This window comes from Mycobacterium sp. (assembly GCF_004298145.1).
In the GTDB taxonomy this organism is placed as follows: domain Bacteria; phylum Actinomycetota; class Actinomycetes; order Mycobacteriales; family Mycobacteriaceae; genus Mycobacterium.
In genome coordinates this window covers 68,650-95,192 of sequence record NZ_SCRH01000054.1, presented here as the reverse complement: position 1 = coordinate 95,192, position 26,543 = coordinate 68,650, and the positions used below count along the sequence as shown (strand labels likewise).

Annotated in this window: 26 protein-coding genes; 17 read left to right on the top strand and 9 right to left on the bottom strand. The window is 65.6% G+C overall.

Going from position 1 to position 26,543, the window contains the following annotated elements; genetic code table 11:
- Positions 1–6: 6 nt before the first annotated feature.
- The 6 genes from EPN51_RS23500 to fadD4 all read left to right on the top strand — a co-directional run bounded on the left by EPN51_RS23500 (position 7) and on the right by fadD4 (position 7,213).
- A complete protein-coding gene (locus tag EPN51_RS23500; RefSeq protein WP_293047467.1) occupies positions 7–1,140 on the top strand; it encodes an ABC transporter substrate-binding protein in 1,134 nt (377 codons plus the stop codon).
- The gene (locus EPN51_RS23495; RefSeq protein WP_293047465.1) at positions 1,137–2,411 is read left to right on the top strand and encodes a cytochrome P450; all 1,275 of its coding nucleotides are present in this window, start codon (positions 1,137–1,139) and stop codon (positions 2,409–2,411) included. The genes EPN51_RS23500 and EPN51_RS23495 overlap by 4 nt, the downstream gene beginning before the upstream one ends.
- Before the next feature lie 44 nt (positions 2,412–2,455).
- Entirely contained in the window at positions 2,456–3,457 is a 1,002-nt protein-coding gene (locus tag EPN51_RS23490; protein ID WP_293047463.1) for a hypothetical protein, read from the top strand.
- Positions 3,454–4,485: a hypothetical protein gene (locus EPN51_RS23485; RefSeq protein ID WP_293047462.1), complete on the top strand. Its 1,032-nt coding sequence runs from the start codon at positions 3,454–3,456 to the stop codon at positions 4,483–4,485. Before EPN51_RS23490 ends, EPN51_RS23485 begins: the two co-directional genes overlap by 4 nt.
- Positions 4,486–4,493: 8 nt before the next feature.
- Positions 4,494–5,627 carry a hypothetical protein gene (locus EPN51_RS23480; RefSeq protein WP_293047460.1) on the top strand — a complete coding sequence of 378 codons (1,134 nt, stop codon included), beginning with the start codon at positions 4,494–4,496 and terminating at the stop codon, positions 5,625–5,627.
- Between the two features lie 68 nt (positions 5,628–5,695).
- Positions 5,696–7,213 carry a fatty-acid--CoA ligase FadD4 gene (gene fadD4, locus EPN51_RS23475; protein ID WP_293047459.1) on the top strand — a complete coding sequence of 506 codons (1,518 nt, stop codon included), beginning with the start codon at positions 5,696–5,698 and terminating at the stop codon, positions 7,211–7,213.
- 10 nt (positions 7,214–7,223) lie between these two features.
- Here fadD4 and EPN51_RS23470 read toward each other — a convergent pair whose 3' ends face one another.
- Positions 7,224–7,715: an acyl-CoA thioesterase gene (locus EPN51_RS23470; protein WP_293047457.1), complete on the bottom strand. Its 492-nt coding sequence runs from the start codon at positions 7,713–7,715 to the stop codon at positions 7,224–7,226.
- A gap of 12 nt (positions 7,716–7,727) precedes the next feature.
- Positions 7,728–8,942 carry an acyl-CoA dehydrogenase family protein gene (locus tag EPN51_RS23465; protein WP_293047456.1) on the bottom strand — a complete coding sequence of 405 codons (1,215 nt, stop codon included), beginning with the start codon at positions 8,940–8,942 and terminating at the stop codon, positions 7,728–7,730.
- A gap of 311 nt (positions 8,943–9,253) precedes the next feature.
- Between EPN51_RS23465 and EPN51_RS23460 the strand changes: the two genes are divergently transcribed.
- The gene (locus EPN51_RS23460) at positions 9,254–9,556 is read left to right on the top strand and encodes a hypothetical protein (protein ID WP_293047455.1); all 303 of its coding nucleotides are present in this window, start codon (positions 9,254–9,256) and stop codon (positions 9,554–9,556) included.
- A gap of 34 nt (positions 9,557–9,590) precedes the next feature.
- Here the strand turns inward: EPN51_RS23460 and EPN51_RS23455 are convergent, their stop codons facing one another.
- The gene (locus EPN51_RS23455) at positions 9,591–10,715 is read right to left on the bottom strand and encodes an acyl-CoA dehydrogenase family protein (RefSeq protein ID WP_293047453.1); all 1,125 of its coding nucleotides are present in this window, start codon (positions 10,713–10,715) and stop codon (positions 9,591–9,593) included.
- Positions 10,712–12,175, bottom strand: coding sequence for a fatty acid--CoA ligase family protein (locus EPN51_RS23450; protein WP_293047452.1), 1,464 nt, complete (start codon positions 12,173–12,175; stop codon positions 10,712–10,714). Before EPN51_RS23450 ends, EPN51_RS23455 begins: the two co-directional genes overlap by 4 nt.
- 414 nt (positions 12,176–12,589) lie before the next feature.
- Between EPN51_RS23450 and EPN51_RS23445 the strand changes: the two genes are divergently transcribed.
- Genes EPN51_RS23445 through EPN51_RS23425 form a run of 5 tightly spaced genes read left to right on the top strand, consistent with a single transcriptional unit; the run spans position 12,590 to position 18,068 of the window.
- Positions 12,590–13,879 carry a MaoC family dehydratase N-terminal domain-containing protein gene (locus tag EPN51_RS23445; RefSeq protein ID WP_293047450.1) on the top strand — a complete coding sequence of 430 codons (1,290 nt, stop codon included), beginning with the start codon at positions 12,590–12,592 and terminating at the stop codon, positions 13,877–13,879.
- Positions 13,872–14,669: an enoyl-CoA hydratase-related protein gene (locus tag EPN51_RS23440; protein WP_293047448.1), complete on the top strand. Its 798-nt coding sequence runs from the start codon at positions 13,872–13,874 to the stop codon at positions 14,667–14,669. The genes EPN51_RS23445 and EPN51_RS23440 overlap by 8 nt, the downstream gene beginning before the upstream one ends.
- Complete coding sequence (locus tag EPN51_RS23435) at positions 14,666–15,802, top strand: acyl-CoA dehydrogenase family protein (protein ID WP_293047446.1); 1,137 nt, start codon at positions 14,666–14,668, stop codon at positions 15,800–15,802. Before EPN51_RS23440 ends, EPN51_RS23435 begins: the two co-directional genes overlap by 4 nt.
- A gap of 18 nt (positions 15,803–15,820) precedes the next feature.
- On the top strand, positions 15,821–16,819 hold the full coding sequence (locus tag EPN51_RS23430; protein WP_293047444.1) for a nitronate monooxygenase: 999 nt from the start codon (positions 15,821–15,823) through the stop codon (positions 16,817–16,819).
- Between the two features lie 40 nt (positions 16,820–16,859).
- Entirely contained in the window at positions 16,860–18,068 is a 1,209-nt protein-coding gene (locus tag EPN51_RS23425; protein ID WP_293047442.1) for a CaiB/BaiF CoA-transferase family protein, read from the top strand.
- A gap of 5 nt (positions 18,069–18,073) precedes the next feature.
- Here EPN51_RS23425 and EPN51_RS23420 read toward each other — a convergent pair whose 3' ends face one another.
- Complete coding sequence (locus EPN51_RS23420; protein WP_293047440.1) at positions 18,074–18,775, bottom strand: TetR/AcrR family transcriptional regulator; 702 nt, start codon at positions 18,773–18,775, stop codon at positions 18,074–18,076.
- A gap of 225 nt (positions 18,776–19,000) precedes the next feature.
- Between EPN51_RS23420 and EPN51_RS23415 the strand changes: the two genes are divergently transcribed.
- From EPN51_RS23415 to EPN51_RS23395, 5 genes are all read left to right on the top strand, one after another.
- Entirely contained in the window at positions 19,001–19,198 is a 198-nt protein-coding gene (locus EPN51_RS23415; RefSeq protein ID WP_293047438.1) for a ferredoxin, read from the top strand.
- A gap of 7 nt (positions 19,199–19,205) precedes the next feature.
- Positions 19,206–20,336, top strand: coding sequence for an acyl-CoA dehydrogenase family protein (locus EPN51_RS23410; RefSeq protein WP_293047436.1), 1,131 nt, complete (start codon positions 19,206–19,208; stop codon positions 20,334–20,336).
- A 13-nt stretch (positions 20,337–20,349) separates the two neighbouring features.
- Positions 20,350–21,558, top strand: coding sequence for an acyl-CoA dehydrogenase family protein (locus EPN51_RS23405; RefSeq protein ID WP_293047434.1), 1,209 nt, complete (start codon positions 20,350–20,352; stop codon positions 21,556–21,558).
- Positions 21,555–22,241 (top strand): NUDIX hydrolase, encoded by a 687-nt coding sequence (locus tag EPN51_RS23400; protein WP_293047432.1) that lies wholly within the window; start codon positions 21,555–21,557, stop codon positions 22,239–22,241. Before EPN51_RS23405 ends, EPN51_RS23400 begins: the two co-directional genes overlap by 4 nt.
- 92 nt (positions 22,242–22,333) lie before the next feature.
- Complete coding sequence (locus tag EPN51_RS23395) at positions 22,334–22,702, top strand: hypothetical protein (protein ID WP_293047430.1); 369 nt, start codon at positions 22,334–22,336, stop codon at positions 22,700–22,702.
- Positions 22,703–22,707: 5 nt separating this feature from the next.
- On the opposite strand, the gene EPN51_RS23390 is transcribed toward EPN51_RS23395, so the two are convergent.
- The 4 genes from EPN51_RS23390 to EPN51_RS23375 are packed head-to-tail and all read right to left on the bottom strand — an operon-like array spanning position 22,708 to position 26,533.
- Positions 22,708–23,211, bottom strand: a complete 504-nt coding sequence (locus tag EPN51_RS23390; RefSeq protein ID WP_293047428.1) for a hypothetical protein — start codon at positions 23,209–23,211, stop codon at positions 22,708–22,710.
- An 11-nt stretch (positions 23,212–23,222) separates the two neighbouring features.
- Complete coding sequence (locus EPN51_RS23385; RefSeq protein WP_293047426.1) at positions 23,223–24,239, bottom strand: phosphotransferase; 1,017 nt, start codon at positions 24,237–24,239, stop codon at positions 23,223–23,225.
- A gap of 18 nt (positions 24,240–24,257) precedes the next feature.
- Positions 24,258–25,394 carry a hypothetical protein gene (locus EPN51_RS23380; protein ID WP_293047424.1) on the bottom strand — a complete coding sequence of 379 codons (1,137 nt, stop codon included), beginning with the start codon at positions 25,392–25,394 and terminating at the stop codon, positions 24,258–24,260.
- The gene (locus tag EPN51_RS23375) at positions 25,394–26,533 is read right to left on the bottom strand and encodes an acyl-CoA dehydrogenase family protein (RefSeq protein WP_293047422.1); all 1,140 of its coding nucleotides are present in this window, start codon (positions 26,531–26,533) and stop codon (positions 25,394–25,396) included. Before EPN51_RS23375 ends, EPN51_RS23380 begins: the two co-directional genes overlap by 1 nt.
- Positions 26,534–26,543: the final 10 nt, after the last annotated feature.

Genomic DNA, 26,543 nt, shown 5'->3' with positions numbered 1-26,543 from the left:
AGGGCGATGACCGTGGCAACCCACTATCACGGCCGGCCGATCGAACCCTACCGCCTGGGTGTGCTTATCGACCTGCCGGACCATCCGGGACTCAGCGACGCGTGGCCGGACGCGGTCCAACTGGCATGTGACGAGGTCGCCGCGCGGGGACTGTTGGAACGTCCTGTCGAACTCATCGTCCGCGAGGTATACGCCCAACCCTGGGCTTCGGCGGCCGGGCTGATCAAAACGTACCGAGAGCTCGTCGAGGAGCAGGACGTCCTGGGCGTGGTCGGGCCGATGACATCCGACAACTGTCTGGCCCTGTTGCCGGAGATCGAGCGTCTCGCCGTTCCCACGGCAACGATATGTGGCTCAACGAAATACGTCGGTGACTACGCTTACGCCTTCGCTAATGGCGGCCTGGCCGACGAGCCGGCGGTGATGGCGGCTTGGTTGCAGGCCAACGGTCATCGCAGGATCGCGGTCCTTCGCGAGCGCACCCAGATCGGGGAGGAGTTCGCTCAGTTCCTGCGGTACGAGCTGCAGCCACACAGACTGGTGGTGACCGCCGAACCACCGGTGTATCCGGCGACCAGCGTCGAGGAACTGGTCGGTGCGCTCAAGGTCTGCCGCGACTCGAAACCGGACGCGCTGGTCTACCTCGGCCTGGGTGGTGTCAACCAGTGGGTGCGTCCGGCGCTGGAGCGCATCGGCTGGGATCCGCCACGGATCCAGACGACCGCGTTCGTCAGCGCCACGTACAGCACCGAACGCGCCCAGCGACTCGAGGGATGGGTCGGCGTGGATCAGTACGACGAACGCAACGAGGTGTTCGCCGCCGTGCTGAAACGGTTTACCAAGCGTTACGGGTACACCCCGGCAAACTCGGGCATGTCGACCGCCTACGACATCGGCCACGCATTTGCACTGGCGCTGGGCAGGATGAGGATTGCCACCTCCACCGCCCTGCGCGATGCGCTCGACACCTTGCGCCGCGTCCCGGCGTGCACCGGCGGACCCGGGACCATCATCACACTGGGGCCCAATGACCGCCGCGCCTACAAAGGTGCGGATTTCTTGGTCCTGCGGCGAGCCGTCAATGGCACCACCACATTCGAAGACATTGCGCCAGTCAAAGCTTGGGAGCAGCCCTTATGACCACCAGTACCGGCTCCGGATTGCGTGACTACATCCGCACCGCCGACGACAGTGCCTACGTCGATGCGGCGGCGGCCGAGACACCGCGCTCACGGATCGTCGAGCTGTATGGCCCGCTCGGCGAGGCACGACGACGCGCACCGGTGCATCATCAAAAACAGGCGGAGCTAATTGGCGTCGAGGACTACCGTAAACAAGAAGCCTTCAACAAGGTTTCGTTCTCCTGCGCGCTGAGCTACGAAACCTGCCAACAGGCACTCGCCGATGACCGGATGTCGTCCAAATTCTGGCTCGACACCATCGGCCACGTATGGGGCCGCACCATCATCGGCATGGACGGGTCCGAACACCGACGGCATCGCGGCCTTATCACGCAGGCTTTCACGCGCCGGTCCCTGGATCGCTGGCAGGAGACGGCGATACTGCCGGCGGTTCATGGCTTGATCGATCGGTTCGAACGCAGTGGATCGGCCGACCTGTACCGCGAGTTCACTCTGCTGTTCCCGGTCTACATCATCACTGAAATGATGGGCCTCCCTTACGAGGACATCCAGCGATTCAACACCTGGGCCGGCGAGACGATCGCGGTGTTCTACGACCACGACCGCGCGATGGAAGCCTCCCGCAATCTCGAGAACTACTTGTCGCCGTTGATCGAGGAACGTCGCGGCGGCCACGGCGAGGATCTGATCACCTTGCTGGCCAACGCGGAACTTGACGGCAGCCGGCTGGACACCATCGAAATCGTGTCCTTCTTACGGCTTTTGCTCCCCGCGGGCGGCGAAACCACCGCGCGCTCAACGGCGAGTTTGCTGCTCGGCCTGCTGCAGAACCAGGATCAGCTCGATGCCCTGATCGCCGATCGGAGTCTGCTGCCCCAGACGATCGAGGAAGGTCTGCGGTGGGAGCCGCCGCTGAGCTCTATCAATCGAATCGCGTTGGAAGACTTTGAACTCGGCGGTGTCCAGATCGCGGAGGGTACTGTGCTGGAAATATCGATCGGCGCGGCCAACCGTGACGACACCCGGTGGCAGGACGCCGACGCGTTCGACATCTTCCGGGAGAAAAAACCGCACATCACATTTGCCTGGGGCCCGCACGCCTGCCTTGGCACCCACCTGGCGCGGTCGGAGATGTCGGCGGCGCTCACGGGATTGTTCGACCGGCTGCCGGGGCTGCGACTGGACCCGGAAACCGGCCACGAGGCACGCGTCCAGGGCATTGGCCTGCGCGCGCCCAACAAGGTCCCAGTCGTCTTCGACGCACGTTGAGTCATGCGTTCCATTCTCGACCCGCTGTAGAAAGGCGAAAGAACATGGCTCTGAACAAGACTCCAGCTGCCCGCAAGCTCGGCGAGTACGGCTATGCGCCGGTCGGTGCGATAATCGAAACGGATCCCGCGCAGTTCTGGGGCGAGGTCAATGGCGTGCCGATGGGAATGCAATACCTTTACGGCTCAGTGAGATCGGCCGCCGGAGACTACTGGTGGCCGATCCGCGGCTTCTACCCAGACAAGGCTCGTTATCTGCACCTCGCCGAAGCCAAAATCGGCGAGGACTTCACGTATTCGAAGGATCACAACACCTCCTACTCGGGACCGGTGGAGCACGGCCAGCGCGATGGAAAGTGGGGGGTGTGGCGCCCCGACGGCACACCGATGCTGTTGACGTGGGGCGACAAGTTGGAATGGCACGACGACGATCACGTATCCCTCACCGGTGACCTGGTCGGCGACGGCGTTCAGTTCTTCTCGCCGGATCAAGAGGTTCCGTCGTCGTACGCGTCGCGCCTGTTTCGGGTCGAAGGCACGGTCAAGGGCACTCATGTCAATGGGTTGGTATTCCACGACAGCATCCACATCGACAAGGGAGTCGACTACATCGCCAGCCCCGCGATCGCCAAACACGAAGCGGCTTGGGTGGGGTTCGCCACCGAGTTCGAAGATGGGAACGTACATTCCGGGCACCTCGTGCACGGAATCGGCGAGTTCAACATCATGGTCATCCACCGCACTGACGGCCCTCCGTTGATCGCCAAGGACATCGACGTCGAGATCGAACTCGAAGGCGAACCCTTGGACAAGTCGACCTTCCCGACCAAGGTCACATATCGGGGCGGGGGACAGACCTGGATTTGGGAGGCCCATCAGGGCGGCCGTTGTCCCGTGCGAGACGACCTGCAGGACGAACATCGCTGGCGTCAGGGCTGGGTGTACCAGGCGGGAGAGACGCGCAAGCCCAAGACCACTGAAGCGTTGATGGAGACTTATAACTCTCGACTCCTGAGGACGGGTGCGCTCAAGGGGGTCGGTGTGTGACCGGCACGCTCCCCGGGCGGCCCGCGTGGAGGTGGCCCTCGCGGCGGCGCGGTAACTTCAACTTCCGTAGTGTCGTCAGCACCTACGAATTTGCTTCTCGCGATGCCTATCTCGACCGCGAATATTTTGGGCTGGCGCCGATGGGCACCTACTTTTTCAGTTGTGTCTCGGACCGCGACGGCAACTTCTATGCCCCGATCCGCAAGGTTGTGACCGAGATGTCGACCGGCCTGCAGTTGTCGTCGAACCTCGACACCGACACCTTGGAGATCGCTCCACAGGCATTCATGGCTTCTCATCGGGGCGCTGGGGTGAAGTGGTCGATTGCGGATGAGTTAGACCGGTTCACGGTCATTGCGGCCGCGACGCTCTACAGCCAACCCTTCTCCCTGGCCGTCGCCGACGGCCACTTCGCGTGGAGCGAAGGAGATTTGATGAACATCGAAGGTCGGCGCCTCGGTCTCGGTTATCAGTGGTTCACGCCCAACATCGACGAGCGTGGGGGGAACTTCTACGCGTCGCAGGCGTTTGCGGCTGAGGGCCACGTCCAAGGCCGACCGGTCAGTGGCTACTTCTCACTCGACAGCTTCTATGGCCCCGTCGGCCAGGTCTACAACAATGGTCCGATCTTCAATGCGGTGGAGATGGCCTGGGTGTCGTTCGTCAACACCTATGCCGACGGTGAGCACGAAAGCGGGGGCCTCTGTTTGGGCAAGGAAGAATGGGGTTTCGCGGTGGTGTCCGATCACAACGGACCCGTCGTCGAAACCACCGAAATTGAGGCGGACGTGGTGCTTGACGTGGACAAGTACGTGGAGAGGGCGCGCTACCGCACCGACGGTACCGAGTGGGAATTCACCGCGATCGACCGCGGGCAGATGAGATCACTGGCCGCGGCGCGTCGAGACGCCTATCACGGTCAGGCCGGTAGCGTGCGCCGGGTCGGCGACCGCCGGGTGCCGCTGACGTCGCACGCCTGGATCGAGACCTTCCCGCTCAACGGCCTGGACCGTCACTACACGAAGTAGCTTCAGACATGACGTTGCGCGTGGCGGTAATCGGCGCCGGACCCGCCGGATTTGCCGTGGTGTCAGCGCTTCTCGCGGAGAGCGCGCTAGAGGTGGAGATAGATCTCGTCGACCGTGCCGGCTTGCCCGACGGCTTGCTGCGGCATGGCCCGGCGGCGGGAGCGCGGTGCTTGCGACGGGTTGCGCGCGAGGTCGACGCGGTTCTCGGTGACAGCAGAGTGACCTACTTGGGCAACGTCGTGATCGGTTCGGCGCTACCGCTGGGCGACGTGCGGTCCGTTGTCGATGCGGTGGTGTTGACCACTGGTGCGCCTCGCGACATGCCGTTGGCTGTTGCCGGCTGCAATTCGGTGGGTATCGGTACCGTGAGCCACGTCGAGGCGTGGTTGGCCGGCAACCGCGATGTGGAGGTTGACGAGCTCGACCTCGCGATGGACTCCGCGGTGCTCATCGGAATTTCACCAGTGCCCCTGAAGGTCGCCGAAGTACTTTGCGGACACCCGCCAAGTGGCGTCTCCGACGAAGTGTTTACCCGGCTCGCCACCAGCAAGCTACGCCACGTCCAGCTGGTGGACATGCGACAGCAATCCGAAATATTCGTGCCCCCAGGGGTTCCCGCGGATCTGGTGGTTCGTACGGGACTTACCCCGGTCGGTGTCGTGGGACGCAACCGAGCCCGCGCGCTACGGTGCGTGCACCGGCCCGACGCCTACGGCAGGGTGGTCAGCGTGGACCTGAGAGCCCAACTGTTACTTCGCCCCCGGGCTGAGTTGTTCTGCTGGAACGGCATTGACGAGGACAATGGACACGTCGCCCATCGAGGCAGCCGGGTGTTGATCGGCTCGATACCCACCGCGGGCCTGTACGTCGCCGGTTGGGCGGGGCGAGCACCGTCCGACAACGGTTCGCATCCCGACGATGCGGCCGCGGTCGTCGCCGCGCTGAAGGCCGATCTCGTTGAACTTTCGCCGCCACGCGGGACCATTGCTGAGGTTCTCGCTGAACGGGCCGTCGAGGCCTCCGGCCTGAACGGCTGGTCAGCCGTCGACGCAACGGCTGTGCTACTCGACCGGTTCGCCGGCGAGGGAACGGCACCGTTGGCGGACTATGAGTCGTTGATGGAGCAAGTCGACGAGGACTGACCGGGTGCGTTACCGTGTCAGTAACATAGTCAACCTAGTGCCACACGTAGTCGAAAGAAAACAGGGTCATGCAGATCCGCGAGCACGTTGAATCGGGCAAGCCGGCGCTCATCCTTCATCCGTCCGGGAAAACAGTGAGTTTCGCCGAGATGGAAGCCAGCGCCAACCGATTGGCGCACCGCTTCCGCCAGGCCGGTCTCGGCGAAGGCGACGCGATTGCGGTCGTCATGGAAAATAACGAGCACATTCATGCGGTCATGTGGGCCGCGCGTCGCATCGGGTTGTACTACGCGGTGATCAACACCCACCTGACCGCCGCCGAAGCCGCCTACATCGTGGCCAACAGCGGCGCCCAGGCGGTGATCGGTTCGCGCGTGACACGGCCGGTGTGCGAAGAGCTCGGCAAACATCTGGGCGAGGGGCTGCCGGCACTGCGCGTGATTGCCGACGACGACCTCGACGGCTGGCAGCGCTACCCGGAGTGCATCGCCGGCTATCCCGATACACCCGTAGCCGGTGAGCGCGAGGGCGAACTGCTCCAGTACTCCTCGGGCACAACCGGACGTCCCAAGGGCATCCTGCGCAAGCTGACGCACCTGACGCCGGCGGAGGCGCCATTGCTCCTCACGCCGCTGTTCGACAGGGTGGGCATCGCAGGCGACTCGGTGTATCTGAGCCCGGCGCCGCTGTACCACACCGCGCCCGGCTACTGGTCGATGACGGCTCAATCGATGGGTGCCACGACCGTGGTGATGGAGAAGTTCGACCCCCGTGGTGCGCTGGAGGCCATCGAGCGCTATGGGATCACTCACGGGCAGTTCGTTCCGGCGATGTTCGTGCGGATGTTCAAGCTGCCTGAAGCTGAACGCAATTCCTATGACCTGTCGAGTCTGCGGCGGGTGGTGCACGCCGCGGCGCCCTGCCCGGTTGAGATCAAGAAGGCCATGATCGACTGGTGGGGGCCTATTATCGACGAGTTCTACGCGTCGTCCGAGGGTGCCGGGTCAACCTTCATCACCGCGCAGGAGTGGCTCGCTCACCCGGGATCTGTCGGCAAGGCGGTGACCGGTGTGTTGCACATACTGGACGACAGCTCTCAGGAGTTACCGCCGGGAGAGGCCGGCGACATTTATTGCGAAAATGGGCTTACGTTCACCTATCTCGGTGACAATGACAAGACCGCCGCTTCACGCGACATACGTGGCTGGACCACCGTCGGCGATGTGGGATACCTCGACGAAGACGGGTATCTCTACCTCACCGATCGGCGCCACCACATGATCATCTCCGGGGGTGTCAACATCTATCCGCAGGAAGCCGAGGACATGTTGATCACCCATCCCAAGCTGCTCGACGCGGCCGTGTTCGGCATTCCGGATCCCGAAATGGGGCAGTCTGTGAAAGCCGTTGTGCAGACCACTGATCCGACCGATGCGACCGAGGATTTCGCTGCGGAGCTGATGGGTTGGTTACGGGACCGGCTCGCGCACTACAAGTGCCCGCGGTCGATCTCGTTCGAGCCGTCGCTACCGCGCACCGATACCGGTAAGCTCTACAAGCGCACGTTGGTCGAGAAGTATTCGTAGGCTTCGGCGATCACTCCCGTCTGCCGAGGGTAAGGGCGCTCAACGCCGTCCTCATGTCTTCAGGAATCGAAATTGGACGCCCGTCATCCGCGACCGCGACGAGTACCGTGTCGCACACGCTGAGACAGGCGCCGTCGACGAACAGGGCGGAGGACGCGACGTACGAGGTGTTGCCCAATCGGCCGACCCCAACGCCGGCATGGATGGTTGCCGGCCAGTGAGCTTCGGCGAGGAAGTGGACGACATTCTGTGCCGCCACAAGTCGCAGCGAACGCCGTCCCCGGCGGTAGATACCCGGCGCCGCGCGAGAGTTCATTGTCGCCCGGGCGTTCTCGTGGAGGGATTCCAGCGCCAGGTTGTTGAGATGGCCATTGACATCCATGTCGGCGTACCGCGCCTCGACGGGCACGACGATCGGATAAGAAGCTTGCCGGCACCGCAGCGGGTCCGGTCGGGGACTGGTATGGAACAACTGCGCATCCTCGTCACGCTCGGCGTTCATCATGGCAGTGAATTACCGTGTCACCGCGGCGGCCAGCGCGCTTCTCTCCCGGCCGATTTCGGCACGGGCGATGCTGCGCATGTGGACCTCGTCGGGACCGTCGAAGATGCGCATGGCGCGCTGCCAGCCATACATGCGGGCCAGCGGGACGTCGTCACTGATCCCCGTCCCGCCATGCACCTGAATGGCCCGGTCGATGACGTTGCAGGCCATTTGCGGAGCGACGGCTTTGATCTGGGCGACGAGGGTGCGGGCATCTTTGTTGCCATACTGGTCGATGGTCCAGGCGGCTTTCTCGCAGAGTAGCCGTGCTTGGTCGATTTCGTTGCGCGACAATGCAATCTGCTGCTGTACCACACCCTGCTCGGCCAGCGGCTTGCCGAACGCGACGCGGGTTCGGGCACGGTCCGTCATCAAGGCCAGCGCGCGCTCAGCGGCGCCGATCGCACGCATGCAGTGGTGAATCCGACCCGGTCCCAGGCGGGCCTGAGCGATCGCGAACCCCATGCCCTCGTCGCCCAGCAGATTTGATGCCGGCACCCGCACGTTGTCGTAGATCACCTCGGCATGGCCGTGTTGGTCCTGCCATCCGAACACGGGCGTCGAGCGAACGATTGTCACCCCGGGGGTATCGGTGGGGACCAGAATCATCGACTGTTGCTGATGAGAGGCGGCATCGGGGTTGGTACGGCCCATCACGATCAGTATCTTGCAGCGCGGGTCGTTGGCACCGGTCGTCCACCATTTGCGCCCGTTGATGATGTAGTCGGCACCATCTCGGATGATCGACGTCTGGATGTTGCGAGCATCGCTGGAAGCCACCGCCGGTTCGGTCATCGAGAATGCGCTGCGGATCTCGCCGGCCAGCAACGGTTCTAGCCAGGACTTCCGCTGCTCCTCGGTGGCGAAGAGGTGCAGGGTCTCCATATTGCCGGTGTCGGGCGCCGCGCAGTTAAGAGCCTCCGGAGCGATTTCGGTGCTCCAGCCCGACAATTCCGCCAGCGGTACGTACTCGACGTTGGTCAGGCCAGACAGGGGCGGTAAGAACAGGTTCCACAGTCCACGCTCCTTGGCCAGCGCCTTGAGCTCTTCGACCACCGGTGGAACGGAGTGGTCGTGGGAACCCGCCGCCGCGCGGTGCTCGTCGTAAGGCTTCTCGGCCGGAAACACGTACTCGACCATGAAATCGGTGAGCCGTTTGTGATAGTCAGCCGCCTTGGCAGACATGGCAAAGTCCACTGCAGAGTCCCTTCGGTATCCATTTCGCAGACCGGCACTCTATGCCGGTGCGTCCACGGGCGGCAACGCGTCGCTGCGCAACGCCGTTTTCGCCGACGAGTCGACGCTCGCTATTAGATTAGTTGTCGACGTCGGGGGCCGGGACGGGACCGCCATCGCGGAATATGCAACCGCCTACTGTCCCGGGGTTGCCTCAAGGCGGCCTACCGGCGCCGTGACTGCCGTTGTGGTTCAACCAAAGTCGACCTATCGGGGGCCCCGGTCGGTCGTTCTATCAACTCGCCGAAAGGATCAAGGCTGTGATCAAGGCCGGCATGCGCCTGCAGAGCCAGGTGTGCGATACCCAGGTGATAGTCGTCAAGGCGACCGCCGCTCTCGAGGACCTCCGTGCCGGTGGCATCCCGATGGTGGCCATCGGTGCGGCGCCGTCACCGGACGCGGTACTCGACCCGGACTACGAGCAGGGGAGTGTCATGGGGAAGCGGTACGTCGACGAGGCGGGCGCGGAGGTGCTGGTGACCCGCGCGGGCAGGGGAAGCCTGTCGGTTGGGGATACGGTCCTGAACCTCAAGGAGGTCAAACCGCTTCCGGCCAGTGACTGACACCCTCATTCAGGCTCGGTGGGCTGGGGAACCGCTATCGCGGCAAACCGAGTACCTGCTCACTCAGAATCGTCTGCATCACCTCGGTGGTGCCGGCGGCGATGGTGCTTGATCGGCTGAAGAGCAGTGCCTCGGTGGCGGTTGGCGCTTGGCCGGCGATGGCGGCCGGGCCCGCGAGGTGGTAGGACAACTCGGCCAACCGCTGGTCGACTCGGCTCCAGGCCAGTTTGACCACCGACTGTGCGGGACCGGGATGGCCGGACCCGATTTCGGCGATGGAACGCTCCGCGAGTAGTCCGAGCACCTCGGCATCAACGAGCAGTTGGAGTGCTTCATCACGCGTGCTCACCGAAAGCGGCGCATGCGCGGCAAGTGCGCTGCGCACTGCCGCGCGGGTACGTGCGGCGAGGATCATCGCTGCGGCGCGCTCGTGAGCCAGGGTGCTGATGGCCACCTTCCAGCCCTGGTCGAGCGGACCCACCAGCGCCTCCGTCGGCAATTCCACACCGTCGAAGAAGATCTCGGAGAATTCCGACTGACCGGTGATCTGGCGGATCGGCGCGACGGTGATCCCTGGCAGATCCAGCTGCACCAACAGCACCGACAGCCCGCGATGCGACCGGCCTCCGTCGGCGGCGGGAGTGCTGCGGGCCAGCACCAGACAGGCATCGGCCTCAGCGCCATGCGACGTCCAGACCTTCTGCCCGGTCAGCACCAGGCGATCACCTCGCCGTTCGACTCGGGTGCGCAGACTCGCCAGATCACTGCCGGCTTCCGGCTCCGAAAAGCCTTGGCAATACAGCACTTCGCCGCTGCGGACCTTTGGCAACATCGACTTCTGCTCGTCACTGCCCCAGGCCATGAGGGCCGCGGCGACGGTGTTGACCCCGATGAAACCCGCGATCGGTGGGGCGCCGGCGGTGCTCAGCTCCGTTTCGCAGGCCACCTGGGTGGCCAGGTTGACATTCCGCCCGCCGTATTCGATCGGCCAGTTGAGCCCTACCCAGCCGCCGCGGTCCAAGCGCCGGTGCCAACTCCGGCAAGCGGGGAAGTCGGTGCGTTCGCCGAACTCGGCTCTGAAGTGCGGTAGTTCGTCGTGCAGGAAGTCGCGCAGCTGCGCCACCAGCGCGGTGTCGGCCGCGGCGTTCGGGTGGCTCACCCGCGCGCCCCTTCCACCAGCCGTGCGACGCCGGGCCGATCCACCTTGCCGGTCTCCAGCCGCGGTATGGCGGCCACGAAGATCACCTGTCGCGGCAGTTCGTAGGGGGCCAACCTCGACCGCAGTTGTTGCCGGACGGCTTCCGCGTCACCCGTCGCACCCGCAGTGAGCACTATCGCGGCGACCGGCACCTCGCCCAGACGTTCGTCGGGCAGACCGGCCACCGCGGAGTCGGCGACTTCCGGTAGCTCATTGAGCGCCGCTTCCACCTGCGCCGGGTACACGTTGAAGCCGCCGCACACCACCATGTCGCGCACCCGGCCCACCACGTAGACGAACTGGTCGTCGTCCAATTTGCCCAGGTCACCGGTGCGCGGCCAGGCACCCGGGTTGGCGGGGTGGCCGCTGGCATCCAGATAACCCGACATTGACGAGGGGGCGCGCGCCGCGATCTCACCGACCTCGCCGATCGGCAGCGGTTCACCGTCGGGGTCAAGGATCGCCACCTCGACCCCGGGCGCCACCCGGCCCACCGTGCCGTCCGGCCGACGGCCCGCCCTCACGTCATCCGGCCGCTCGAAGGCGATCGCACCCGCGAACTCGGTCTGACCGTAATTGCGCAGGATCGGGACATGGTACTTCGCCTCGAACGCGACGCGTGTCGCCTCCGGCAGGGCTGCCGTTCCGACGATGGCGTGATCGACACCGGCAAGCTCGGCGTCCTCGCCGAGCTGCGTGAGCTCCCAGGCCATCGCGGGGGTCAACGGCAGCATGCCGAGGCGATAACGCCGGCACAGGTCCACTACCAGCTGGGGTGAGAATTTGGTCGCCAACAGCACCGGCTTACCCAGCCACCACGCCGTCAAAGTGCCGAGCAGTCCACCCATGTGAGCGATCGGGACCATCACCAGCCGAGGCCCGCGGGCTGGAACCCTCGGCGGCCTCCCCGCGTCGTCGAGGCCGGTGCCCGAGGCGATACCGACCAGGCTGCCACGCAGGGCCGCGAAGGTCAGCGATGCCCCCTTGGGTGTTCCGGTGGTACCCGAGGTAAACATCACGACGGCCTCGCCGGCCGGTGCGAGTCGGCCTGAGCCGGTGTGTTCGACCCGCGCGCCCAGCGTGCCATCGGTACCGGGCGTGATGAGGCTGGCCGCTGACGTCTCGGAATTACGGCGGGCCACCTCGGACTCCGGCACCATCGTGCTGGCCGCGACCACCGAACATCCCGCTCGCCATGCGGCGTGGATGGCCACCACCGAGGCGGCGTTGTTGGCGAGCCTGACCAGAACACGGGTGCGCGGAGCCAGTTGTGCTGCCAGGCTTTCGGCTTCCTCTAGCAGTTCCCCGAAGGTGTACTCGACCCCGTCGGCGATCAGGGCTGTGCTTGTTGGGGCAGCCGCGGCCGAGCGGGCAAGGATGGCTGCGACACCGGTCTGAGGTGACACCGAGGCCGCCGTCATGAGCTCTCCTTCGACGAAATGCTTCTTGGCGAAAAGAAGTCCTACCTATGTGGATCGCTCCTGACGGTACGAGCCCGATCCGTCGCCGCGCACCATCGGATTGGTGTCCCCGGCGAAAGCCGTATTTTCGCAACCTCATGCTGGTTGTCGGCCGGGGCCGGCCCCGTCGGGGTCTGGCGAACCGGTAGTGAGAACGCGATTTGCCGCCGTCGGGGCTGATTCGCCTTGCTTTGACGACCGTGTACAGCGTTGTCTTGTTTGGTTGAACAAGACACCCCATGCCATCAGGCAGAGGTATCGACCAGAGAGGCGTGAAGTCAGCGTGAACATCACAGGTGTCCGCTTGACGAGCCGCTGCTACCGCCATGCAACCGAAGACAAGGTCGGTCACCCGATAGCCGCTAGGAGTATTCGATGACACAAACCAGCTCGTCCGAACGCACTGATGAGAAGTTCGCCGCAGCGACCGCCTTTGAGATCGATGACGCCGACATCGAAAAGGACCGCGCCGCTCTGGGAGTGTGGTCGGCGACCCGCCACCAGGAATTGCTGTCAACCGCCACACCCGAGGCCATCCGCAATTTCGCGCACGGCTACGGCGATGACAACCCGCTCTACACCGACCCCGGCTACGGAACGACCACCCGCTGGGGCAGCCAGGTCGCGCCGCAGATCATGGCCGCGGTACTGAACGCCCCCCTGCGCGGCGACAAGGTGCCGAAGGAACTGCGGGGCGGCAGTTACCGCGGCATCCACGCGTTCGTGTCGGGCGGTACCTGGGAGTGGTACCGACCGGTCTACCCCGGTGACACCCTCTACAGTTTTTCCGGGTTGGAGTCGGTAGAGGAAAAGCAGTCCGAGTTCGCCGGGCGGTCCGTCATCCGGATCCTGCGCGACGTCAAGATGAATCAGCACGCCGAAGTGGTGGGCGTGTATCGCACCCTGGTGATCAACACCGAGCGCAAGACAGCCAAGGAAAGGGGCAAATACAGCAACATCCGGGAGCCCTCGTACACCAAAGAGGACATCGAGGCCCTCGACGCGGTCTATGCCGCCGAGACGGTCCGGGGCAGTGAGCCCCGGTACTGGGAGGACGTGAAGGCCGGGGATGACATGGGAAAGATGGCGAAGGGCCCGCTGACCACCACCGATATGGTGGTTTTCCACGCCGGCGGGTATGGATTCGTGCCGTATGGGCTCAAGACGTCCCGGCTGAACTACAAGAACCGCCTTCGGATCCCGGCCTTCTACATCGACAACGAGTACGGCGTTCCTGATGTCGCTCAACGGGTGCATTGGGATTCGGAGTGGGCCAAGGCAATCGGCAATCCGCGTGCCTATGACTACGGGGTGCTGCGGGAATGCTGGATCCATCACTTCCTTACCGACTGGATGGGTGACGGTGCCTTCGTGGTGCGCCAGCACGACGAAATCCGCAAGTTCAATTACCAGGGCGACATCCAGTACCTGACCGGCCGGGTCGACGGCAAGCGTCAGGAAGACGGCTCGACCCTGGTCGACCTTTCGGTCGAGGTCCGAAATCAACGGGGCGACGCCACCGCTCAGGCCGAGGCCACGATCTCGCTGCCCAGCCGCGAGCTCGGCGCGGCGATGCTCCCGGAGACGCCGCGCGACCTTGCCCGGGATGCGGTCCGCATGTTTGAGCGGCACGGCGAGCTGGTCAGGGAGGATCGTCGTGGCTGACGCCGTTGGCGTTTCCATGAGCGTCGATGACGCAATTTTGACGATCACCCTCGACAGGGCTGACAAAGGCAATGCCCTGCGGCAGCAGGATTGCGCCGCAGTGCGGGAGGCCGTGCAGCGGGTGGACGGCGGGGGTGAGGTGCGAGCCATCCTGATTCGCGCCAACGGCCGCCACTTCTGCGCCGGTGCGGATCTGGTCACCGCCAACGCCGCGGACGTCAAGCCGACGGCCGGACATCTGACCCGGGGACTGGCCGTGGGCGCCCACGGGATGATCGCCGCTCTATGGAGCTGCCCGGTGCCCACCGTTGCCGCGGTACAGGGCAAGGCAATCGGTCTGGGCCTGCATCTGGCTGTCGTGTGTGACTTCACCGTGGCCGCCGATGCAGCCAGCTTCGCCGAGTTGTTCTGCAAGCGAGGGTTTTCCGTCGACAGTGGTGGGTCATATCTACTGCCACGCCTGATCGGTTTGCGCCGGGCCAAGCAGATGTTGCTGCGGGGAACCGCGGTCGACTCCGCGACCGCCGCGCGGTGGGGTCTCATCGACGAGGTCGTGGCAGCCAGTGATCTCGATGAGGACGCCGCGCGTCTGGCAGCTGAATTAGCCTCCGGGCCAACGTTTTCACTGGGACACACCAAGCAACTACTCAACAACCGGGCGCCTGTGGGACTGGACGAGGCGCTGTGGCTCGAAGCCGCGTCGGTGGAAGCGACGGTTCGCAGCGCGGACTTCAAGGAGGGCCTGCGGGCGTTCTCCGAACGGCGCGAGCCGGTATTCACGGGACGTTGAGTTTGCGCGACATTCCCATGCAACATGCAACGCTGATCTCAGATGAGCAACGCGAATTAATTCGTGCTGTGCAAGCATTTCTCGACAAACGCTCACCGGAAGCCGAGGTGCGGCGGCTGATGGAAGCCGGCGGTGCCGCCGATCCGGCGGTGTGGGCGCAGATAGCGCAACAGCTCGGCCTGCAGGGCCTGGCGATCCCGGAACGTTACGGTGGCGGCGGATTCGGCTATCTCGACCTGGCGCTCGTCGCGGAGTGCGTGGGAGCCGCGCTGTTGGTGGCGCCGCTGCTGTCGACGGTGGCCGCCGCCGGCGCTATCAACTTTTCGGATGACGAAAAGCTCAAGTCGGCCTATCTGCCGGCGCTGGCTTCCGGCGATCTCGTCGCCACGCTGGCTTTCGCTGAGGACTCCGGTCGTTGGGACGCCGCATCCGTCACCACGACCGCCGCGACGCAGAGTGCCGCGGCGGTCCTGACGGGTACGAAGATGTACGTGCTCGACGCCATGAGCGCCGGTGCGTTGGTGGTATCGGCCCGCTCGGCGGCCGGCGTGGGACTGTACATCGTCGACGCCCGCGCGCCCGGTGTGACCGTTTCGGCCATGGACGCTTTGGATTTGACCCGTCCGCTTGGCCGGGTGGACCTCGCGGGTGCGCCGGCACGTCCCATAGTCGCCGGCGGCCCGGTCTCGGATGTCGTCGACCGTGTACTCGCGGTTGCCGTAACCCTGCTGGCCGCAGAACAGGTCGGCGGTGCGCAGCGCTGTCTGGATATGGCTGTCGAGTACGCCAAGGTCCGTGTCCAATTCGGTCGGCCTATCGGGAGCTTTCAGGCGATCAAACACAAGTGCGCCGACATGCTGTATGACGTGGAGTCGGCCCGGTCAGCGGCCTACCATGCGGCGAGTTCACTTGATAATAGCCACGACTCGCGGGCAGAGGCAGCGCTTGCGCAGGCGCATTGTTCCGCGGCATATAGTCGGGTCGCGGCGGAGAACATCCAGATCCATGGGGGGATCGGATTCACCTGGGAACACCCGGCCCAACTCCACTACAAGCGCGCGAAGAGCTCGGAACTGCTGTTCGGGGATCCGGCAGCCCATCGTGAGCGGCTCGGCGAATTGCTTGGCATCTAACGCATGAGGAGTGAATGAATGGCCCTCGACGAACGGTTCCGCAGCCGGATGACGCTTCCGGCGGTGTGTGCCCCGATGTTCCTGGTCTCGGGCCCCGAGCTGGTGGCGGCGGCCTGCAAGACGGGCCTGATCGGTGCGCTGCCCCGTCAAAATGCCCGTGACATCGATGCTTTCGGTGAGTGGCTGCGTCAGATTCGCGCTGACTTGGACGACTACGCCGAGCAGCACCCCGACGCACGCATCGGGCCGATCGCGGTGAACCTCGCCACGCGGTTCGACGACGACGAGCTGGCGACGAACCTCGACCTGTGTTCCCGCTATGGCGTCGAGATCATCATCTCGGCGCAGGGCAACCCCGCCGAACTGGCCCGACGGGTGCATGACTGGGGTGGCATCATCCTGCACGACGTGACCTCGTTGCGATTCGCCGAGAAGGCCATCCAGGCGGGCGTCGACGGGATGACCTGCATCGGTGCTGGCGGCGGCGGCCACTCCGGCACCATCAGCCATCTGGTGCTGATCCCGAAGATCCGCAACATGTTTGACGGAATCATCGTCATGGCGGGCGCGGTCACCACCGGCGCAGCCATCCGGGCGGCCGAAATCCTTGGCGCCGACCTCTCCTATCTGGGCACCCGGTTCATCGCCACCCAGGAATCGTGCGCCGCCGACGCCTACAAGGCCATGCTGGTCGCCGGCACGTCCGCTGACCTGCTGTACACCCCCGACATCGCCGGGGTCGCCGCCAACTGGATGACCGAATCGATGCGGGCGGTGGGCCTTGACCCCCTGGACCTACCCAAAGCGCCCGTTGGAAAGATCGGCTACTCGCACCTGCCGGAGGGTGTCAAGCCGTGGAAGAACCTGTGGTCCGCGGGTCAAGGCATCGAGCTCATTGATGAGATCCCTTCGGTCGCAGATCTTGTCGCGCAGCTGCGTCGTGAATACGTGGCCGCCTGCGAGACGCGGGACATGGCCGACGCGGCCCGGCTCGTCGACGAAGCTATCCAGGCCTGAGGTTGGAGGACGACACGATGATGGGGAACGGAGTAAGGGCATGAGCCGTCTGCTCGAGGGTGTGCGGGTCATCGAATCGGCGGTGCTGTTCAACGGCGACAGCCTCGGGATGCTATTGGCCGACCTGGGCGCCGACGTCATCAAGGTGGAGGCGCCCGGGCGCGGCGACTATCTGCGGGACTTCCTCGGCCAGATGGCCCCCCATCACAGCCCCGCTCATCTCCAGGTCAACAAGAACAAGCGCAGCGTGGTGCTGGATCTGCGCGACGACGCCGACCGAGCGAAATTCTTCGAATTACTCTCCACCGCCGATGTTTTCGTCGACGGCTTCGCCGGAGACGCATGCGAGAAGCTGGGCATCGGCTATGTCGCCCAGCAACAGGTCAAACCCGACATCATCTACTGCCAGTACAGCGGATTCGGCTCGACGGGACCCTACGCCAGCATCCCGACGCACGGCCGCATGATGAATGCGTTGGCCGGCGGTACACCCCAGGAGGTCGGCCCCGAGGGGTTCGCCCAGCCCGACGGATCCCCGCGATTGATGGGCGGCATCGAAAGCGGTGGCGAAGGCACCGCCGCCGGAGCCGCGCACGCGGCCTACCATGTCGCGGCGGCGTTGTTCGCGCGCGAGCGCACCGGCCGAGGCTGCTTCCTGGACGCCTCGGCCGCCGACGCGGTCTTGGCCTCGGCATGGATCGCCGCGACCTACGCCCTCAACGAGCACCGCATCACCGACCGGAGCAGCTTGCCCAGCGCGGACGCCGCGCAACAGGCCAGCGCCAAGTACGAGTTCTACCGCACCGCCGACGACAAGTTCGTCCTCTTCTGTTGCATCGAGCCCAAGTTCTGGAACGGGTTCTGCAGCATCGTCGGCCGCGACGACCTCATCGATGCGGGCGGCGGGCAGGGTGGCCCGGTCGATTTCGCCACCGGTCAAGACGAGTTGCGCACACAGCTTCGGGACATTATTGCGACCAAGACCCAGTCCGAATGGGTCCACCTCGCGGCTGCCGAAGACCTTCCCATCGGACCCGCCCATCAGGCCGCCGACCTGATGTCCGACCCGCACCTGTCGGCGCGCCAGATCCTGGTCCCCGGGCGCCATCCGGTGGCGGGCGACTTCACCTACATCGGTGAGCCGGTGATCGTGTCCGGTCAACCCTATGAGCCCCCAAGAGGAGCACCGCTGCTCGGCGAGCACACTGAAGAGATCCTCAAAGAGCTCGGCGAACGACGCACGCCTTAAACGGATCAGCTCACGCAGTCGGCGGTGGCCCAGGCGTATCTGGCCAAGGTGAACTGCAGCGGTGCCGTGTCGTCCGGCTGCGCGCGCCGCGACGGCCGTGATTGTGGCCGCTTGAGGTTCACCCGCAGGGCCCTGGCCACGAACGGCAAGACGGTGCGCTCAGCCAGCGCTCGCGACTCTTGGCCGTCGACGTTCGGGCGGTCGAAAACCAAAGACGAGGTCAGGTGGAAGATCGCTCTGGCCTCGGCAGCCGGGTCCGAACACACCAAATCCCCGGTGCGGCGCCCCTCCTCGAGCGCATCGGCCAGCGGTGCGGTCAGCGCGTGCGCACACCGCTCGATAACCTCGGTGTGTTCCGGCAACAGCTTGCGCCAGTGCACGGCAAACAACGACGCCGGCTTGATGATTCGTTGATCGAAGGCCAGGTCCATCAGGGCGTGGACATACTGCCATACCCGCTCGACGGGGGAGGCGGTGTTCTCACCCAGCACTTTCAGGTAATCGGCGATGGCGAGCAGCTCGCCTTCGAGGAGCGCTGACAGCAGATCGTCCTTGCTGTCGAAGTGACGGTAGAAGCTTCTGGTCGACAGGCGCGCCTGGCGCAGTACGCTTCCCAGCTTGAAGCCCCACCAGCCGCCGCGAGCCAACACCTGTTCGGCCGCGGCCATCAGTTGCAGGCGCTCGGTATCGAAGGTCATCTCCGGCATTTGTCACCCCTTGTTCGGCCCAGCTCGCACTCCACGTCATCCGGTGAGGGGGCACCAGGCGAGACCTAGCTCACTAAGTTTACCATCGGGCCCGGTGCCGCCGGTATTGCGACCCGGCCCAGCCGCAGGACGGATGGCAGCGGAAAGCGCGTTTGCGCAGCGAAGAGGCCATCTCGCTCGTCACCGGCGGTAACGTCCTGACGCAACGGCAGGAAGGTTGTTGAGGTGAGAATCCAGGTCGACCAATCGAAGTGTGCGGGGCACGCGTTGTGCAATACCGTTGCTGTTGAGCTCTTTCCGCTCGACAACGAAGGCTATTCGGCGTTGCAGCCCCACGTCGTAGCAGAAAAGGATGAACAGCTGGCTCGAGACGGTGTCGCCTCGTGCCCCGAGGGCGCGTTGAGCCTGGATGAAGGGGACTGAGGCTGGCATGGGCATCACCTTGACCGACGAGCAAGAGGAGCTCCGCGATTTGGTGCGGGGATTCCTGACCGAAAAGGCTCCCAGCGAGGCGGTGCGCCGCTGGATGGACTCCGCTGCAGGCTACGACCCGGAATTGTGGCGGCAGATGGCCCAGCAGCTGGGGCTGCACGGGCTCACGCTGCCCGAGCAGTACGGCGGAGCAGGATATGGACTCGCCGAGCTCGCCGTGGTGATGGAAGAGATGGGCCGCAGGCTGCTGCCGTCGCCGTTCTTCGCCACCGTTGGGCTCGCCGCCCGGACGCTGCTGGCCAGCGGGGACGAGCAGGCGTGCCGTCGCTACCTGCCGGGCATCGCGGAAGGAGAGCTGACCGCAACCGTGGCGGTTTGCGACGAGAATGGATCCTGGGACCTCGCCGATATCGCGACGCCGGCGCGGCGTGACGGCGATGACTGGAGCTTGTCGGGGACCAAGATGTTCGTCATCGACGGGCAGACCGCCGACGCCATCCTGGTGATCGCCCGCGCGGACGACGAGCTTGGCCTCTTCGCCGTCGATCGCAACGCTGCGGGAATCACCGCGACGCGGCTGGACGCGCTGGATCCCACGCGACGGCTGGCCCGCCTGGACCTGCGGGACTGCCGGAGCCGGCGGATCGGGCCCGCGGGCGACGCGACGCCGTTCCTGCGCAGGGCCCTCGACACGGCGAACGTCGCACTGGCCGCCGAACAACTCGGCGGTGCGCAAGCATGCCTCGACGCCGCGGTCGAGTACGCCAAGGTCCGCGTACAGTTCAACCGGCCGATCGGATCGTTTCAAGCCATCAAGCACAAGTGTGCGGACGTGTTGGTCGAGATCGAATCCGCCAGGGCTGCCGTGCTTTACGCCGCATCTCTGACGGAAGATGCCGAGAACGCCTCCGTGGACGACGAATTCCCCATCTGCGCGGCCCTGGTGTCTGCCTACTGTTCGGCCGCCTACACCCGCGCGGCCAAGGAGAACATCCAGATCCACGGCGGCATCGGCTTCACCTGGGAGCACGACGCCCACCTGTACCTCAAACGCGCCAAGACGTCCGAGTTGCTGTTCGGTGCCCCGGTGGCACAGCGGGCGCGGGTAGCCCAACTGGTCGGCATCTGAGAGGAACGTGCCAATGACCGAAGTAATCACGGATGCGGGTCTGCCCGGCGCGCAAGCGGCGGCGTCCGACAGCGACAAGGAATTCCGCGCGGCCCTGCGGTCGTGGCTGACCGACCACCACCCGGGCAAACGCCCGAAAGATCCCGCCGAACGCCTGGCCTGGCAAAAGGCATGGCTGGCCAAGCTTTACGACGCCGGCTTCGCGGGACCGGGTTGGCCCCGCGAATACGGTGGAATGGATTTGCCGTTCGCCCGCCAAATCATCTACCAAGAGGAATACGCCCGCGCCCGTGTTCCCGGGCCGCTGGGTACCGGCTTGGGCATCGTGGGACCCACTCTGATCGCCCACGGCTCCGACGAGCAGAAGCGTCGGTTCCTGCCGTCGATGCTGCGCGGCGACGCGGTGTGGGCGCAGGGCTTCTCCGAGCCGGAAGCCGGCTCGGATCTGCCGGCGCTGCGCGCCACGGCGCGTCGCGACGGCGACGAGTATGTCGTTAACGGACAGAAGGTGTGGAACACCGCCGCCGACATCGCGGATATCCTCTTCACCCTGGTGCGCACGGGATCACGGGAGTCTCGCGCCAAGGGGATCACCTACCTGCTGATCGACGCCCGGGCGCCCGGAGTGACGATCCGGCCGTTACGGGACCTCACCGGAGGTGCCGACTTCTCCGAGATTTTCTTCGAGGACGTGCGGGTACCCGTGGGCAACCGTATCGGGGAGGAAAACGACGGCTGGCGTCTGGTGCGGACCAGCCTGGGACACGAACGGGCGGCCGGCACCATGAACCAGGCGGCGTTGTACCGGCGGGTTTTGAACGAGCTGATCGAGCTGGCCAGGTCGCGAGGCGCAACCGCCGACCCGCTGGTACGAGACCGCTTGGCGGACTTCGAAATTCGAGTGCGCATCATGCGCTACCAAGGGATGAGGACCATCGAGTCGATCCTGACAAAGGGCGAACCCGGACCCGGTGCGTCGACGTCGCGGCTGTTCATCACCTCCTTCGAGCAGGATTTGCACGAGTTTGCGGTTGATCTGCTCGGCAGCTACGGGACCCTGGGCCGCACCGATGCACACAGCGTCGAGCGGGGGCGCTGGGTGTGGGGATTCCTGCGGACCCGCGCCTCGACCATCGGCACGGGCACGTCCGAGATTCAGCGCAACACTATTGCCGAACAGGTACTCGGCTTGCCCTACGACCCCGCGATGCCCCCGCGGTGAGCGCCTCGGCGGCAGTGCCCGCGGCGACGGTGGTGCTCGGGCGCGATGCCGGCTCTGGTTCGGGGGCGGGCATGGAGGTGCTGATGCTGCGGCGCACCCGGGCCGCCTCCTTCGCCCCGGGGGCGTGGGTGTTTCCCGGCGGGCGGGTCGACCCGGCCGACGCCGGATCCGACCGGCTTGACAGCCTCGAGGCGGCGAGGCGCGCCGCGGCGCGGGAAACGGCCGAAGAGGCCGGGATCGACTTAGGCACTGCGGAGTTGCATCCGATGGCGCAGTGGAGCCCGGGCGCCGAGGCGCCGAAGCGATTCACGACCTGGATGCTGTTCGCCGAGGCTCCGCACGGCGTGCGGGTCACGGTGGACGGCGACGAGATCGTCGACCACTCCTGGTTGCGTCCCGATGATGCCTTGAGCGCGCACGGGCGCCGGGAGTTCCTCCTGCTTCCGCCGACATGGATGACGCTGCGGTTCCTGAGCGGTTATCCCGATTGCGCGGCCGCCATTAAGGGCATCAAACAAACCCCGATCGAAAGCTACGAGAGCCGGCTGGTGGCCACCGAGGAGAGCCAGGTCGTGCTGTGGCACGGTGACGCCGGATACGACACCGGCGACGCCACGGCCCCCGGTGGCCGCCATCGGCTACTGCTCGCCAGGGCCGGCTGGCGCCTGGAAAAGTCGACGTAGCGGGGCCGCCACGCGAACCCGGGAATCCGATTTGCGGCATTCATTGCTGTCGCGCTCTGTTGCCGGGGCCGAGAAGACAGCACGATGGGGTGATGGAAACGTCTTGGTTGTTGCGGATTTTCGGGTTGTCCCGGGTGGTCTTCGGAGCGTGGCTCGCATTGGCGCCGAGCAAGCCGGGCGAGTTGTGGTTCGGCGAATCCCGCCCGGGTGCGTCGACGGCGGCGCTGCTGCGTAGTGTCGGCGGCCGCGATGTCGGACTGGGTCTGGGACTCGCCGCCGATCCGCGGCCCTCCTCATTGTGGTTGCGGGTGGGAATCCTGGCCGATGCCGTGGACGCGGCGGCGACCCTGTTGAACCGTGACCGCATTCCGGCCAAGAACTTTTTGACGGGGTTCCTCGGCGGGCTGAGCTACGCGGTGATCGGAGCGGCGATCGCGGTCCGGGGCCGCACCGATCACTAGGCGGCTCAGGCGCCTTTGTGGTCGTACACCTCGGACGGGGTGATGTGTGCAACGGCGCCCAGGTCGCGGCCCAGTTGCGCCCTCAGCTGTCGACGCAACGGGGCCAATAGTTCGTCGGCCTTCTCCTGCCCTAGCGCTGCCGTGTTGCCGTGAACCAGGAGGCTGGCGTCGATGGCGAGTTGGCGCAGCTGTCCGGCCTCGTCGGCCAGCGTGGCAACGGCCACATAGGATCCGGCCGAAGGAATTTTCTCCAGGCGGCGGCCCAGCTCGGCCGCGCCGTCGAGGTCGGGGGCGAGTTCGACCAGTTCGGTTATCGCGACCCGCTTTTCGGCGTTGTCGGCGGCGAGCTCCGGGCCCTCGTGTTCGAGGCGGTGAATGACGTGGGTGAGCAACAGCTTCATGTTCTTGACGGAGCTGCGCGCATGCGGGCCCTCCAGTTGCGGGAGCACGAGCTCGTCGAGGTTGGCGATGACTGCGCGAAGCAGTTCGGGGCAGGTTGGATTGAGCACGATACCTCCCTTTAGAATCCGGCGGCCTGCGCCAGCAGTGATTGCGTTCCGACGGCCCACAGCCCGAGCGACGGGATCTGTAGGCGCTGGTCGGCGCCCGCGCCGAACGGCCGCAAGCCGCCCTGCAGGCCCACGATCGCCCGCATCGACCAGATCCGCCCGTAGAATTCGAGCGCTTGCATGTTCACCGCGAACCCGGTGATGCCTTCGTAGTACGTGATCGCCTTTTGGATATCCCAGAAGTGGAAGGTGGTCCCCGCCGCGACCGCGAGGTCGAGCTCGGGCGCGCCGAGGCTTGCGGTTTCCCAGTCGGCCATGGCGACGATCGTGCTGCCCTGCCAGATTTCCTCGCCAATCCCGTTGTTCTCCTTGCGGATCACCACGCGGGCCGAAGGTGGCGGGAGCTGCTCCCGCAAGGTGAGTATCGCCTCGATCAGCGCCGGATAGGGTTCCACCGCACGCTGCAGCGCGTGCTCGAGGTGCCAGTCGAGTTCGACTTTGGCCGCGTCCTCGACACCGGTGGGCACGTAGTTGGCGAACCGGTCGAAACCCAGGGCCTGCCAATCCAGCGCGTGGATCTGTGCCAGGCGCTCGACGAGTTCCTTGACGACCCGCTCGCGTAGCGAGTCGTACTGCGGGTCAGGGTCTTCCAGATGTGGTGGGTTCACCTCACCGTCGACCCAGGCGCGCACGAAGAATTCGCGCCCGTCCAGCCAGTCGTTGCCAGCGGGCTCGTGCCACAGCATCGGCTGGGTCGGAACATCGGTCTGGTCCAGCATCGTGTACACGTCGGCCTCGAAACCCAGTGACGTCAATCCGAAGCCGCCACCGGGGGGATCCATCCGGAACACGTGCCGCTGCTCGATGTTTCGCCTGTCACGGATTCCCGTGCTGGTGACGAACCACGTCTCGCGCGACATACCGGGCCACGAGCGTTTGACGTTCGTGACCTTCAGGTCGGTCACGTCCGTCAAGCGTTCTGTGAGGTAGGCGTTGAGCCTATCGACGGGCGGCGGTTGGTAGATCATTTCCATCCCCTTGCCGCGTTACGTTCCGAGCCGGTACTTGTGGTGGCCTCGACGTAGGCCGCCGACCCCCTCCATGCACCCAGGGCGGCCGTCAATGGTGATCCGAAGCGGCTGGTCCAACAGCGTGAAGGCGCCGAATTGCCTTGTCTGCGAGCGGTCTCGGATCGCGCAGACATCGGAGACGTCATAGGAATCCGTCTCCATCAGCCGCGGGCCGCGGTAGGCGCCCAGGCCGAGCCCGTCATCGAACCCATCGAGATACCCGAAGCCGACGTAGGCCAGCGGGGCCATCAGTTCGCTGAACGTCAGCGAAATCGTCGTGCCCGATTCGGTGCCGAATTCAAGTTCGCCCGAGCGCACGACCCCGTTGGGATGAAAAGCGAGCTCGTGCGAGACGGCGGTGAACGCGTCGGGAGTCCCGCCGTCCCGGCGTATCGTGCGACCGTCGAGCGCGAGCAGCGAACCGTCGGCCGCCTCGGCGAACGTGCACACACCGCTCAGTTCGGCGGTGGCGAAGGCGCCGCCGAACGTCAGAGAAGGCTGCGAACGCACCGTCACCCCGCCCGACGTGTCGGACGCCAAAGCGTCGGCGGCCGAGGGCGGCATCGGCCCCCCCATCCCCGGACGGACGCCGAACGAGCGGTCGCGGAAGCTCCAGAACTCTCCAGACACCGTGTTGCCCGCGGCGGTGACGGTGCCGCTGGCCCGCCCGTGTTGGTAGAAGCGTCGGTAGTCTTCGACGACGACGCCCGCCACGCGTTTGAAGTGGTGCTGCTCCTCGAACGCGTCGAATCCGGCGTCCCACCGCAGGTCGAACGCCACCGGCAAGTCGGTGGTCTCCTCGCACACCAGGCGGAACGTCCGCAGACCCTCGATCACCTCGATGCGCAGCGGACCCACCGAGGGAGCGAAATCGGGGCGCAACGCCCGGGAGGCCCGGATGTTGCGCTGCACGCCATTTCGCACTACGGACGCGAATCCGTCGACGACGCCGGTGTTCTTGTAGACCCCGAGCCCAGTCGCCAACGCCAGCCGTCCCTGCTCGTCGTAGGCGACGAACCAGTACCGGTCGAACCATCGCGGATCCGACGATGCAACGTGGTCGAGGGTCGTGGCGAGCTGGTGGATCGGCAGATCGTCGTAGGGAGTCAGCATCAGCCGTTGGCGAGCGCCGTCTCGGTCGGCAACACCGCGTCGGCGACGCGGCGGCGGTGCCAGGAAGGCGACCCGAAAAGCGCCCGGTCGAGCAGGGCACGCTTGAGCCACAGGTGCGCGTCGTGCTCCCAGGTGAAGCCGATACCGCCGTGCGCCTGGATCGCATCGCCGCATACGGTCACCGCGGCATCGCACGCGTAGGCCTTGGCGGTCGAGACGGCGGCAACGTCCGCGGGCCCATCCTGCTCGTCCGGCCGGCCGCGCAGGGCGTCGAGGGCCAGCGACAGGGCCGCCCGGCTGCACTCGACGGCCACGGCCATATCGGCGCACTTGTGTTTGATCGCCTGGAAGGAACCGATCGCTCGGCCGAACTGCTGGCGCACCTGCGCGTAGGACGCGGTCCGCTCCATGGTCCGTTCTGCCAGCCCGACCGCATCACACGCGATCGCGAACGCCGCCACCGCCTGCACGCGCGCGACCAATGCCCCGGCCGCGTCGCCGCGAGCCAACACCCGCGCCGCCGGCACCGCAGCGCCGTCCAGGGTAACCGTGCCGAGCCGGCGGGTTCGGTCCGTGGTGGCCGCGGCGATGACCGCCGCCTCCCGGGCGTCGACGGCGGCGACGAGCAGCCCGTCTTCGCCGCGCGCGGCGACGATGAGGTCGTCGGCGCCGGGGGCGTCCAGCACGAAGCCGGCCACACCGTTGAGCACGTAGTCTCCCCGCCGCTCACCCCATTTCAACGCCCACACCGCCGGGGTCAGTTCGCCATCGGGGCCACCCACGACGACGGCGGCGCGCCGCTCACCGGTCGCCAGAGCGGGCAGCATCTCGGCGGCCAGGCTTTGGTTGTCGCCGTGCAGCAGCGCCGTCGGAGCCAGCACGGCGCTGGAGACGATGGGCAAAGGCACTGTGCGGCGGCCTATCTCGTGCAGCACGACCGCGATTTCTGGAAGGCCCGCTCCCACGCCCCCGAACTGTTCGGGCACCAGCAAGCCAAGCAGATCCAACTCGGCGACGGTTTGCCACAGGTTCGTGTCGTAACCATCCGGCGTGTCGAGCGCGGCGCGCACGTGCTCCGACGATGCGCGACCGTCGAAGAGGTTGCGCACCATCTCGCGCAACCCGTCGAGTTCGTTCACCGAGGTCTCC

Coding starts and splice junctions, on each gene's coding strand:
- EPN51_RS23500 (WP_293047467.1), top strand. CDS start 7: ATGACCGTGGCAACCCACTATCACGGCCGGCCGATCGAACCCTACCGC.
- EPN51_RS23495 (WP_293047465.1), top strand. CDS start 1,137: ATGACCACCAGTACCGGCTCCGGATTGCGTGACTACATCCGCACCGCC.
- EPN51_RS23490 (WP_293047463.1), top strand. CDS start 2,456: ATGGCTCTGAACAAGACTCCAGCTGCCCGCAAGCTCGGCGAGTACGGC.
- EPN51_RS23480 (WP_293047460.1), top strand. CDS start 4,494: ATGACGTTGCGCGTGGCGGTAATCGGCGCCGGACCCGCCGGATTTGCC.
- fadD4 (WP_293047459.1), top strand. CDS start 5,696: ATGCAGATCCGCGAGCACGTTGAATCGGGCAAGCCGGCGCTCATCCTT.
- EPN51_RS23470 (WP_293047457.1), bottom strand. CDS start 7,715: ATGAACGCCGAGCGTGACGAGGATGCGCAGTTGTTCCATACCAGTCCC.
- EPN51_RS23465 (WP_293047456.1), bottom strand. CDS start 8,942: ATGTCTGCCAAGGCGGCTGACTATCACAAACGGCTCACCGATTTCATG.
- EPN51_RS23450 (WP_293047452.1), bottom strand. CDS start 12,175: ATGACGGCGGCCTCGGTGTCACCTCAGACCGGTGTCGCAGCCATCCTT.
- EPN51_RS23445 (WP_293047450.1), top strand. CDS start 12,590: ATGACACAAACCAGCTCGTCCGAACGCACTGATGAGAAGTTCGCCGCA.
- EPN51_RS23430 (WP_293047444.1), top strand. CDS start 15,821: ATGGCCCTCGACGAACGGTTCCGCAGCCGGATGACGCTTCCGGCGGTG.
- EPN51_RS23425 (WP_293047442.1), top strand. CDS start 16,860: ATGAGCCGTCTGCTCGAGGGTGTGCGGGTCATCGAATCGGCGGTGCTG.
- EPN51_RS23420 (WP_293047440.1), bottom strand. CDS start 18,775: ATGCCGGAGATGACCTTCGATACCGAGCGCCTGCAACTGATGGCCGCG.
- EPN51_RS23410 (WP_293047436.1), top strand. CDS start 19,206: ATGGGCATCACCTTGACCGACGAGCAAGAGGAGCTCCGCGATTTGGTG.
- EPN51_RS23405 (WP_293047434.1), top strand. CDS start 20,350: ATGACCGAAGTAATCACGGATGCGGGTCTGCCCGGCGCGCAAGCGGCG.
- EPN51_RS23395 (WP_293047430.1), top strand. CDS start 22,334: ATGGAAACGTCTTGGTTGTTGCGGATTTTCGGGTTGTCCCGGGTGGTC.
- EPN51_RS23385 (WP_293047426.1), bottom strand. CDS start 24,239: ATGATCTACCAACCGCCGCCCGTCGATAGGCTCAACGCCTACCTCACA.
- EPN51_RS23380 (WP_293047424.1), bottom strand. CDS start 25,394: ATGCTGACTCCCTACGACGATCTGCCGATCCACCAGCTCGCCACGACC.